The organism is Pararcticibacter amylolyticus, from assembly GCF_003130405.1.
In the GTDB taxonomy this organism is placed as follows: domain Bacteria; phylum Bacteroidota; class Bacteroidia; order Sphingobacteriales; family Sphingobacteriaceae; genus Arcticibacter; species Arcticibacter amylolyticus.
Genome location: NZ_QEAS01000020.1, coordinates 29891 through 41748, shown reverse-complemented (window position 1 = coordinate 41748; position 11858 = coordinate 29891). Strand labels below are relative to the sequence as shown.

The following is an 11858-nucleotide window of genomic DNA, read 5'->3' as shown; positions in this document are numbered from 1 at the left end:
TTGCGCATCCTCAAATTATTTAACCTGACGGATCACCGCTCACCTACCCCAAATCCCCCGCTTCCGCCAGGCTACGAAAGTACAAAGATGACATCAATAAATACCATCTTTTTTAAGGCGCTCTATTTCTATCTGGCTGATATCAGCCAAAGTATATGCCTGCACTCCGGTGATCTGGAGCTCATCAAGAATATCGACCACATCTCTGAAGACCGATTTATCACTGGGTTTAACCAGCACAATAATTCCCTTTCGCGGATTCCCTGTTTTTTCAACTACTTTTCTCCCCTGTTCCGTTATCACTCTCCGCAATTGCGTCTTGCCCGCACCAACCACTGCAGGTTTAGTAAGAGGTGATTCCGGAGCCCCCATATACCACTCCATCATATTGTTCTTGCCGATGCAGACACTCATAGTCCTGGCATCCGCAATGGGCATAGTATCCCCTCCGTCATCCGGCATAGCCAGGCTCATTGCCGAAGGCTTCGCAAGTGTAGTGGTCAGCATAAAAAAAGTAATCAGCAGAAACATCAGATCTACCATTGGAGTAAAATCGATACGGGGAGCAAACGCTCTAGTTGATCTTCCTGCTTTTTTAGATGTCGGGGTGTTGTTTAGTTCTGCCATGATTTTTAACTTTAGGTACATTAAATAGATGCAGCCTTAGTTAAAATTCCATACATTATTCCTCTTCTTTAAAATATACTTTATAGTAATTCAGATTTTTTCCATCATCAAATCCTTTCTCAATCAGTTCCCGGTCTCCGTGAATATAAATGTGGAAGTTCCGGTCAAGCTTCAGGACACTCTTATACACCCGGGCCTGCTTCTTCACTGCCGGTACAGAAATTTCAAAAGACTCCGGGATCTCCGTATCAAACTCCTGCTCATAGCTGTTTTTAAAGTTTTTGAAAGACTCGATCGCCTGAGGATTCCCGATCACTTCATTTGAGAACTCATCCATATCAAAAGTCTCCTTCTCCTTGAAATACTTCATGGACTTATTCAGAAGGTCAATCTTATCCGCTTTCGTTAAATCAAACTCCTCATCGAGCTTTGTACTCACAAAATTCTTATAAATCCCAAGAGTATTGTTTGTCTGATTAAAACTATCGTTCCTTATCTGCAATTTCAGAAACTCATCTTTCCAGTAAACCGCTTCACTGTTCCGGTTGGTCTGATCCGTAACTACCACTTTATATCCCGCCTCTTTCTCCGTCCTGAATATCAGGCAGCCCTTATCCAGCTTTTGAATATTGATCGCTTCCTGCTCATACTCCATTCTGAAACCCTTGTCTCCCGGGTAGACTTTAAGAAAGGTCTCCTTTGTTTCAGATTTAAAGATCCCGATCGCGTCCAGAAGTTCCCCCTCAATCTGCACATTATGAAACATCACTACATACAGTTCGCCCGCCTTGATCTTGGGATGCGAAGATATCTCGTACAGGTATTTGGCAAGATGCTCCGTATTCTCATGAAAAGGTGCCAGATCTTCAAAAATAGATGTAGCAAAATGATACACCTCATTCAGCCCCAGGTTATCACTTGAATGCATAAAATGATACACCTCGTTCACCTTCTCGAACGGCTTCAAAAAATACTGCAGTAATAAATTGCTCAGAACCTCATCTTCAATATTTAAAGGTTCTTCCGACAATACATAAAACTCTTCCTGTGATTTATTACCAACCCTGTGTATAGAAAGCTTACCCAGCGAAGCTTCAAAAAATGTGACCATATGTACATCAAAAAGGGCGGAAACATACTAAAAATTTCTCTAAGTTGACTGCTTTCGCCCTTTAGATGTGGGCTCGGTGAAGACTACCATATGCCCCGGATAAACAAGCTGCGCAAAACCTCGCCGTGGATACCTGATTTTTGATCCCTCTTCCAGAGAGCCTGATCTGAATATACCCGGTATAGAACATTTTGTTCGGTTTCGAACGTTTTCACAAATACAAAACAACCCAACTTACTGTTTTACTGATATTTACACCTGGCATTCTATTAGCATACCGGTTACTATGGACAAGCTCATATCCAGGGAAGTTTTACAGCAAAGGAAAAGAAGATTAATTTACGTCATCATAGCGGGTGTCATCTTATTCCTTTGCACAATCGTAATCTTCAGGATCATCATTAAACCTTCTGTTTCCAAATCGCAAATTGCGGTTTTTATAGCAGACGTAGGACCAGTTGAAAATACCATCACTGCCGCAGGCGAGATACTGCCGGAGTTTGAGCAGGTAATAACGAGCCCGATCAACTCATCTATCCAAAGTGTGCTGATTCAGGCAGGCACTTCAGTCAAACCCGAACAGGCAATACTCATTCTGGACAAAGCTTCCTCTCAGGCAGAATTTGAAAAGCAGAAATTTCAACTTGAATCAAAGCGGAATACGATCCACAAACTCGGTCTCGACCTGAACAAGATCCTTTATGATCTGAAATCCAGTAATGAGATCAAACAATTAAAGATCAATAGTCTGGAAGCAACTCTCGAAGACTATAAACGATTATTCAGGGCGGGAGGAGCCACAAAGGAGGATGTAGCAAAAGCTGAGCTGGAACTCAAAGTAGCCAGGCTCGAAAAAAAACAACTTGAAAACGAGATCAGGAGTAAAGTGGAAACAATGAAGTCCGAAATGCGCGAGTCTGAACTCGATGCTTCTATTCAGGAAAAGGACCTGTCGGAACTAGGCCGGAAATTACACCAGGCAAATATTCTGACTACCCGCTCTGGGGTATTAACCTGGGTAAACGGCAACATTGGTGCTTCTGTACGCGAAGGAGAAGTGCTGGCCAGGATTGCTGACCTGCGCACGTTCAAAGTAGCGGCGACCCTGTCCGACAGCTATCTCGATCAGCTCCGAAGGGGCATGCCCGCTATTGTGCGGATAAATGACAGCCTGCTTCGCGGATCTGTAGCAAGCATATCTCCATCAGTTCAGAATGGCCTCATCTCCTTTGAAATTCAGTTAGAAGAGAAGAATCACAAATTACTACGACCGAATCTTAAGGCGGACGTATTTCTCGTGACTGAACTTCATGATCACGTCGTCCGGGTGGCAAATGGTCCTGCCTTTAAGGGTGCCGGTCCTCAGGATATATTTATAGTAAAAGATGGGAAAGCTGTTCGAAGGACGGTTCATGTCGGGATGTCTAATTTCGATTATGTCGAACTTAAAGACAATATTCAAAGAGGAGAAGCGGTAATCACCTCCGATATGAGCGATTTCAAGAACACAAAGGAGATTAATATCACAGATTAGGCTATGAAAGTTTTGACACTCATACTGATTTTCTTAATGTTCAATCTCGCCCGGGGTCTGGCACAAACTTCCGATACGCTTAAGTTATCGCTTACCGATATTGTTCAGATGGCAAAAGAAAAGTCGATATCAGCAAAACAGGCTTCCACTACCCGGGAAACACGTTACTGGGAATGGCGTACTTTTAAATCCAATTATCAGCCACAGTTAAGACTTTCGGGTATCCTGCCAGGTTATAGCAAGACCTTTGCAGAAGTTTTACAGCCCAATGGAACCATCGATTTTCAGCCAGTCAGGAATAATAATTCATCCATAAATATGTCTTTCAGCCAGAGCATCACGATGACCGGCGGATCTGTCTTCGGGACTACAGAGTTGCAGCGTTTTGACGATTTCGACAGGAACAGCGTCCTGTACCGGGGCACACCCTACGCGTTGGGATACTCTCAGCCGCTGTTCCAGTACAACAAGCTGAAATGGGATCAAAGGGTGGAGCCTATGAAGTTCAGGGAGAGTAAACAAGCTTACATTGAATCGATGGAGAAGATTGCCGTAAATGCAACCACCTTTTTTTTCGATCTTTTACTTGCCCAGGTGAATCTTCAGATCGCCGAAACAAACTTTAGCAATACGGAGAATATTCTTAAAGTAGCCGGATTAAAATACGAACTTGGTAAGATCACGAGGAATGAAATTCTTCAGCTCCAGCTTGAAAAGTTAAAATCGCAGAAAGCTGTGGGAGTAGCCCGGCGCGATATGGAAATAGCCACGCTTAACCTTCGGTCATTTACAGGATTAAATGCCGCAGCTATTGTTCTCGAACCGCCCCGGCAAACCAGCCGGGTACAGATCGTCGCAACCAGGGCGCTCTCGGAAGCTTATGCCAACAGGGCCGATGCGATCGCCTTTGTAAGACGTATAGCCGAAGCAAGACGCGATGTAGCGAAGGCAAAGGGCGATAACGGGATCAATGCTACCTTAACCGCCCGTCTGGGTTTTTCTAAAAGCTCAAAACAGCTGGCAGGTGTTTTGAGCTCCCCCCAGGATCAGCAGCTGCTTCAGATAGAATTGGATATTCCTATTCTCGACTGGGGCCGCTCTCAGTCGAGAAGTAAGACGGCAAAAGCCAACCTTCAGTTCGCTGAGTATTCGGTAGAACAGGATAAACAAAACTTTTCACAGGAGATCCTTACCCAGGTAACCTTATTTGATATGATGAAAGATCAGGTAACTTTAACCTCCCGGGCCGACAGCATTGCATCTGAAAAGTTTCTTATTGCAAAGGAACGATATCTTTTAGGCAATTTAGGCATAACAGATCTGAGTATTGCATTTCAGGAGAAAGATCAGGCCAAAAGGGATTACATCTCTGCATTAAGGGATTTTTGGGGCTCCTACTATGACCTAAGGTATCTTTCATTATACGATTTTGATAAAGACCAGAAAATTACATATCAATAAACCATTCGTTATGATTCATTTAGAAAACATTGAAAAACTTTACCGCACCGATACAATTGAAACCGTTGCTCTTCATAACATCAGCCTTCACATTGATAAGGGAGAGTTTTTATCTGTAATGGGGCCGTCGGGATGCGGGAAGAGCACCCTCCTGAATATAATAGGACTGCTCGATGTTCCGACAAGAGGCCAGGTAAAAATAGATAACCAGATACTTGGTAATATGCCTGATAAGAAACTTGCACGTTTCCGGAACCAGAAGATCGGCTTCATATTTCAAAGCTTTCACCTGATAAATGATCTTCCTGTCATGGATAATGTAGAACTTCCGCTGCTTTATCGCAATTCTACAGCAAGGGAAAGAAGAAGACTGGCTTCAGAGGCTTTAGAAAAAGTTGGATTAAGCAACCGGATCAAACATTTCCCCTCTCAATTATCAGGGGGGCAAAAACAGCGGGTTGCAATAGCAAGAGCTATTGCAGGCAGTCCCGAAATCATTCTTGCCGACGAACCTACAGGTAACCTCGACAGCACGATGGGGAATGAAATAATGAATATTCTCCTTACTCTCAACAGTTCTGAAAAGAGCACCATTGTAATGGTTACTCATGATGAGACGATGGCAAAGAAAACACACAGACTCGTTCGTCTTTTCGATGGTTCTCAGGTTCAATAGACGCTTTTAAAATTAAGATAATGCTTAAAAACTATTTTAAAATAGCCCTGGCAGTTCTTCGAAGAAGGAAGTTCTTCACCTTTATCAGTCTTTTCGGCATTAGTTTCACACTGACCATTATTATTGTAATTGCCGCATTCTGGGAGAACATAACCAGTGCAGGTTATCCCGATACAAACCGCGACCGGAGTCTGTACATCAACTTTGTGATGCAGGAAAACCCAAAGCAAAACGGGATGATGAAAGGACCGGCAAGTTTCTACTATATGGATCACTATGTTCGTTCAATGAAAACCCCTGAAAAAGTGGCGATTTCGTCAATCTTTACTGCTACGAATACTTACGTCAGAAATAAGAAGCTGCTTATCAATATGAAATTCACCAATGACCAATGGTGGGACGTGCTTGAATTTAAGTTTTTAGAGGGGAAGCCTTATACCCTTCAGCAAATAAGAAGCGGCGAACGTATAGCTGTCATTTCGGAAGATACAAGGAATCAATATTTTGGAGAAAATGAAAAATGTGTTGGCCGGTATATTGAAACGGATAACATACAATACCGGGTTGCAGGTGTCGTAAAGAGTGTTCCAATTACGGCGCCTCTCATCTATGCCGATATGTATCTGCCCTATACGCTCTCAAAAAATGACTATCGCGATAAATCAATAAACGGGATGTATTCGGCAATTCTGCTTGCTCATAACAGCGATGAACTCGACAAAATCAGGAGTGAATACCAGCAGGTAGTATTAAAAGTCCCTCCCCAAAATAAGGACTATACCAAAATATCAAGTCATGCTGATTCCTATATCGAAAGTTTTACCCGCATGTTTTCACGAAAATCAGACAGTTCGGGTCTTGCGATTGTAATTACCGGAGCGGTGATTGTAATTCTTCTATTAATGCTGCTTCCGACGATCAATCTCATGAATATCAATATCAGCAGAATCATGGAGCGGTCTTCAGAGATAGGTGTCAGAAAGGCCTTCGGCGCTTCATCCGGCACTCTTGCCGTGCAGTTTATTATTGAGAATATTATTCTTACCCTTGGAGGGGGAATTATCGGTCTGATTTTTTCCTTTTTAATCCTCTCTGCTGTCAATAACAGTGCCCTCATTCCTAATCTCACGCTCACCATTAATTTCACCGTTCTGCTGTATGCAATTATAGCGTGTTTGATTTTCGGTTTCCTCTCCGGCGTTTATCCCGCCTGGAGAATGTCGCGAATGGAAGTTGTAAATGCACTGAAGGTCCGTTAGCTTAATTCAAAAAACATGATTACTCATATCTATAAACTCATTTGGAATAAAAAGAAGCAGAATTTCCTGCTCCTGCTCGAGATTTTTATTTCCTTTCTTGTCCTGTTTGTCACATTCTTTAATATCATAGGTTTTTATAACCTTTATACAACGCCCAGAGGTTTCGATTATAAAAATGTCTGGTCTGTAAATTATGGATTGCCATCGGGGCTCAACAGTCGTGATTCAATTGCCGGCCAGGTGGATATTTTAAAAAAGATGATCCTTTCCATGCCTCAGGTTGAGAATGTTTGTTTTTCATCAAATAATATCCCTTACTCCAATAACGAAATCAGTAATGCAGTGAGTTATAAAGGAAAAGACCAAAGCGCCACCTTATATCTCACCGATAAGGAGTATTCAAGAGTATTGAACATGCAGATGCTTTCCGGGAACTGGGCTCCTGCTCATAGAAAGGGCTACTCCGGGGTGGTAATTAATAAAATGCTGAAAGAGAAATTATTCGGCACGCAGAATCCGATTGGGCAGGTCATAACCATGGGCTCAGACAAGCTGATAGTCAATGGTGTGGCTGAAAACGCCAAGCTGACTGGCGATTACCGATCTTTAGGAAGCATTGTATTTAAAATACTTGACAGTTTGGACCGCGATGAGAATTATATGCTAATTAAAGTGCGTCCATCAGCAGATGCCGCTTTCGAAGCGCGCCTGTACAAGACAATGTCTAATTTTAGCAAGAATGCGAATATCGAAATAGAGCATTTGGAGAAAAAGAGAATAACGAAGAATAATTTCATGATCATTCCATTCAGTATCATCTTCTTAGTAGTAGGTTTTCTTATTATCAATGTGGCTCTCGGTATCTTCGGGGTATTATGGTATAATATTAATCGCAGGAAGTCGGAAATCGGGCTGCGAAGGGCTGTAGGAGCGAGTGGCAGTGAAATCTCCAGGCAGGTTATAACAGAAGGTCTTGTGTTATCAACGATATCCCTGATTGCCGGAACCTTTTTTGCTATTCAGTTCCCTTTACTGAATGTAGATGATATTGCTTCAGAGGTGTATCTGAAAGCCATTGCTTTTTCAGTTGTTTTTATTTATGTTTTGGTGGTTATTTGTTCCTTATATCCCGCCAGGCAAGCGGCTTATATTTATCCATCCACCGCTTTGCAGGAGGATTAAGTGTATTTTACTTTCTATTATGATACTTGTTGTTGACGATGATATAGCTGTAAGGACGTCGTTAAGTCTTCTGCTCAAAGCAGAAGGCTTTGCAATTGAATTAGCGGCCTCTGCAGCCGAAGCGATGAACGCGATAGTCAGTAAAAATATCTCGCTGATTATTATGGACCTTAATTTCTCCGCCGATACTTCCGGTATTGAAGGAATAGAGCTTCTGAAGGCTATCAGGCAAACAAACGCCTCAGCCCCGGTTATTCTGATAACAGGATGGGCTACTATCGGACTGGCGGTAGAGGGGATGAAACTGGGAGCGAAAGATTTTATTAACAAGCCCTGGACTAACGAACAGCTTCTGCAGTCAGTCAAAACTCTTTTAGACCTCAATAATAAAAAGAGTTTTCATGTTGGCCGGAGACAGCTTGATAAGCTTTATCATTTTGAAAACATCATTGGCGAAGATGTCCGGATGCTTGAATTGCTGGATACAATCGGACATGTGGCATCAACAGATGCGTCAGTTTTGATCATGGGTGAAAGCGGTACAGGAAAAGAATTGATTGCAGAAGCCATTCACCGCAACAGCAAAAGAAATAGTAAACCATTTGTTAAGGTAAATCTTGGCGGCATATCCAGCTCGCTGTTTGAGAGTGAAATGTTCGGACATGTCAGAGGGGCGTTCACTGATGCCCGGACCGACAGGACGGGCCGCTTTGAAATGGCGAATAAGGGGACTATCTTTTTAGACGAAATCGGAGATCTTGATCAGGGGAGCCAGGTCAAACTGCTCAGGGTACTTCAGGACCGGACATTTGAGGTCCTGGGCAGCAGCCGCACAAAGACTATTGATGTGCGGGTGGTTTGTGCCACAAACCGGAACCTTGAAGAAATGGTAAGTAAAGGAACCTTCCGCGAAGACCTCTTTTACCGCATAAATCTGATCACTGTAAACCTTCCCGCCTTGCGCGACCGCCCCGGTGACATTCCTTTGCTTGTGAACTTCTATGTCAACACCATGAAGGAGATCTATAACAGACCCAACCTGCAAGTGAGTGCTGACGCCCTGAAATGGCTGCAGCAGCAGTCTCTCCCCGGAAATATCCGCCAGCTAAGAAATCTGGTAGAAAGAACCGTTCTGGTATGTAAAAAGGATGATCTTCAGATTAAAGACTTTCAGTCACAATACGATATGTCGATTGCAAAAAAAGGGACTATCCAGCTTCCCGACGTTGGTACTCTTACGCTCGAACAGGTTGAAATTATGATGATTCAGAAGGCAATGCAGTTTCACAAAAACCGGATCTCCAGGGCAGCTGCCGCATTGGGAATAACCAGGAACGCTCTTTACAGGAGACTTGAAAAGTATAACATACCTTTTGATGAAACTGAGAACTAAATACCTTCTGTTTGTTGGAATCCTCCATTTGATAACCATCTCCCTGACTTTCATTATTTTCAGGGACAACAAGGTTCTGTTCATAATTTCAGAAGTTTTTGTACTCATTTCCCTATGGCTTTCCTGGTTGCTGTACCAACAATTGATTCAGCCGCTGAAAACGTTGCTTCAGGGCATCAACGCCATAAAAGACCAGGATTTCAATGTCAAATTCCGGGCTACAGGAAAGCTTGAAGTAGATCAGCTCATTGGTGTTTACAATCATATGATTGACAGCCTGCGCTCCGAAAGAACTCTTCAGGAAGAGCAGCATTCATTCCTCGAGAAACTGATCAGCACTTCTCCAACGGGGGTCATTATTATGGATTTCGATCATAATATAGAACATCTCAATCCGAAAGCAATGGAGCTTTTAGGTATTACTGAAAATGAAGGCCTTCAGAAACAGATTGAGAAAGGCAATCATATTCTTATCAAAGAAATAAAAGAGCTTAAAGCAGGAGAATCAAGAATTGTCAGTATCAGTGGAGTTGAAACCTATAAATGCCAGAAGTCCTTTTTTATAGACCGCGGCTTCCAGCGATATTTTGTGATGCTTTCAGAACTCAGTATCGAGATATTGCAAACCGAAAAGAAAGCTTATGGGAAAGTGATCAGAATGATGGCCCACGAGGTGAACAACACAGTCGGGCCTGTTAACTCCATCCTCTCTTTTGCCCGTGATACTGATGCAAGATCAACACATCCGAACAGCGATCTGATAAACGCCCTTGAAGTGGCCATCAGCCGAAATAACAATTTAAATACGTTTATGCGCAACTTCGCTAAAGTTGTCAGGCTTCCTCTTCCAAATAAACAACCGGCTAATCTGTCCGAAATGCTTATTTCTGCTTCCCGGCTATTCGAATTGAAAGCGAAGGAAGAAAACATACATCTGGAATTAGTTCTTCCTCCCCAAACCGTAACTGCAGATCTCGATGTTCAGCAGATGGAACAAGTCATCATCAATATTATTAAAAATTCATTTGAAGCACTTGAAGGATCTCCGGGAAAAGAAATCAAAATAATGCTCACAGCTGATCCGGCAAAGCTGGTCGTCCGCGACACCGGTTGTGGCATATCTCCGGATGCTGAAAACAAACTATTTACTCCTTTTTACTCAACGAAGAAAGAAGGGCAGGGCGTAGGGCTGACACTGATCAGGGAGATCCTGATCAATCATAGCTTCAGGTTTTCGTTAAAAACAGCAAAAGACGGCTATACTGATTTTGCCATTTTTTTCTAGATCACTTATCTCTTAAGAATTCCCCTATAACTTTCTGCTTTTAAGATTAGCGCCATAGACACCCTGGTATTGGCATGACCCGGTACAAAAGATTTTCAAGCCACAACCGAAATATCGGATGATAACAACAACTATTACACAACTAATTCATTATTATTGTCCAATTATAAGAGCCGGTACATTCACACCATATCCTAACTGCTGAGCCGGCTTGCTACACGTAACATGACAACTTTCATTCTAATCGCAGGTTCGTTACTTGCCGGATTAATTTTTAATTTTTCGAAAAGCCTTCCCAAAGGTTCATACAAAAGCATCAATGCATGGGTACTCTATATAGCAATGCCCGCCCTGTCTCTGAAATATATTCCCGCAATCACCTGGAGCAAAGAAATGCTTTTCCCGGCAATCGCTCCGGTCATTGTATGGGTAGGAGGCTGGCTTTCCATCCAGCTGTACTCACGCTTCAACAATATCAGCAACGCTACCAGGGGCTGTCTCAAATTAGCATTAGGCCTATCAAACACCTCCTTCCTCGGCTTCCCCCTGATCATAGCCTACTACAGTGAAAAAGAATTGAGCATCGCCATCGTTTACGATCAGGTAAACTTTATTCTCCTGTCAACCGTCGGCATCATCTCCGCCATAAGAGCATCCGAAAAAGAAGAACTTTCTGGCGGCGTGCTTCTAAAGAAGGTAATAAAGTTCCCCCCCTTCATTGCGTTCATTGCCGCGCTCATTCTTCCAAAATTCATGGATCTCTCGCCGGTTAACCCGCTTCTTGATAAAATAATAGCCACTGTAGGCCCCCTTGCTCTTTTTTCAATCGGCCTTCAGCTGAAGTTCTCCAAATGGCGCACTGAGATTAAAAACATCACCTTCGGCCTCGTCTATAAACTCATGATCGCCCCGGCCCTCGTCCTTTTAGCCGCCTTCATTTTCAAAACAAAAGGGATCGTCCCCCAGATCAGTCTCTTCGAGGCCGCCATGCCAACCCTCGTAACAGGAAGCCTGATCGCAGATCAGTACAAACTAAATTCACAGCTGTCAAATCTTCTGGTCGGTTTAGGTATCCTGCTTTCTTTTTTAACAACAGCCTTCTGGTGGTATATCATGCAGATACTGTTGAGCTAACATTACATCCTTTTCCCGGAGTTAATATTATATCTCCGGCTGCGTTTATTTCTTTTAATAATCCAGAAGCATTGTAAGAATAGGCAAATCCCCTGATCCCTCTTTTACTATTTGGTTCATAACAGCAGAATCTGAATACTGATAGCTAAAGGAGTTGCGGATAATGAATTATTATGAGTGATGAGTGGAAAGTGAG

General features: G+C 42.9%; 10 protein-coding genes. 8 read left to right on the top strand and 2 right to left on the bottom strand.

Features of this window, described 5'->3' with window-relative positions:
• Positions 1 to 93: 93 nt before the first annotated feature.
• On the bottom strand, positions 94 to 627 hold the full coding sequence (locus DDR33_RS20275) for an ExbD/TolR family protein (RefSeq protein ID WP_109417708.1): 534 nt from the start codon (positions 625 to 627) through the stop codon (positions 94 to 96).
• Between the two features lie 55 nt (positions 628 to 682).
• The gene (locus tag DDR33_RS20270) at positions 683 to 1738 is read right to left on the bottom strand and encodes a nucleoid-associated protein (RefSeq protein WP_109417633.1); all 1056 of its coding nucleotides are present in this window, start codon (positions 1736 to 1738) and stop codon (positions 683 to 685) included.
• Between the two features lie 286 nt (positions 1739 to 2024).
• Between DDR33_RS20270 and DDR33_RS20265 the strand changes: the two genes are divergently transcribed.
• The 8 genes from DDR33_RS20265 to DDR33_RS20230 all read left to right on the top strand — a co-directional run bounded on the left by DDR33_RS20265 (position 2025) and on the right by DDR33_RS20230 (position 11662).
• The gene (locus tag DDR33_RS20265; protein ID WP_109417632.1) at positions 2025 to 3272 is read left to right on the top strand and encodes an efflux RND transporter periplasmic adaptor subunit; all 1248 of its coding nucleotides are present in this window, start codon (positions 2025 to 2027) and stop codon (positions 3270 to 3272) included.
• A 3-nt stretch (positions 3273 to 3275) separates the two neighbouring features.
• Positions 3276 to 4733 (top strand): TolC family protein, encoded by a 1458-nt coding sequence (locus DDR33_RS20260; protein ID WP_109417631.1) that lies wholly within the window; start codon positions 3276 to 3278, stop codon positions 4731 to 4733.
• Between the two features lie 10 nt (positions 4734 to 4743).
• Entirely contained in the window at positions 4744 to 5409 is a 666-nt protein-coding gene (locus DDR33_RS20255; RefSeq protein ID WP_109417630.1) for an ABC transporter ATP-binding protein, read from the top strand.
• A 20-nt stretch (positions 5410 to 5429) separates the two neighbouring features.
• Positions 5430 to 6668 carry an ABC transporter permease gene (locus DDR33_RS20250; RefSeq protein ID WP_109417629.1) on the top strand — a complete coding sequence of 413 codons (1239 nt, stop codon included), beginning with the start codon at positions 5430 to 5432 and terminating at the stop codon, positions 6666 to 6668.
• A 15-nt stretch (positions 6669 to 6683) separates the two neighbouring features.
• Positions 6684 to 7850: an ABC transporter permease gene (locus tag DDR33_RS20245; protein WP_109417628.1), complete on the top strand. Its 1167-nt coding sequence runs from the start codon at positions 6684 to 6686 to the stop codon at positions 7848 to 7850.
• Positions 7851 to 7869: 19 nt separating this feature from the next.
• Entirely contained in the window at positions 7870 to 9243 is a 1374-nt protein-coding gene (locus tag DDR33_RS20240) for a sigma-54-dependent transcriptional regulator (RefSeq protein ID WP_109417627.1), read from the top strand.
• Positions 9227 to 10528: a sensor histidine kinase gene (locus tag DDR33_RS20235; protein WP_109417626.1), complete on the top strand. Its 1302-nt coding sequence runs from the start codon at positions 9227 to 9229 to the stop codon at positions 10526 to 10528. The genes DDR33_RS20240 and DDR33_RS20235 overlap by 17 nt, the downstream gene beginning before the upstream one ends.
• A 225-nt stretch (positions 10529 to 10753) precedes the next feature.
• Positions 10754 to 11662: an AEC family transporter gene (locus DDR33_RS20230; RefSeq protein ID WP_109417625.1), complete on the top strand. Its 909-nt coding sequence runs from the start codon at positions 10754 to 10756 to the stop codon at positions 11660 to 11662.
• The last annotated feature ends 196 nt before the right edge of the window (positions 11663 to 11858 follow it).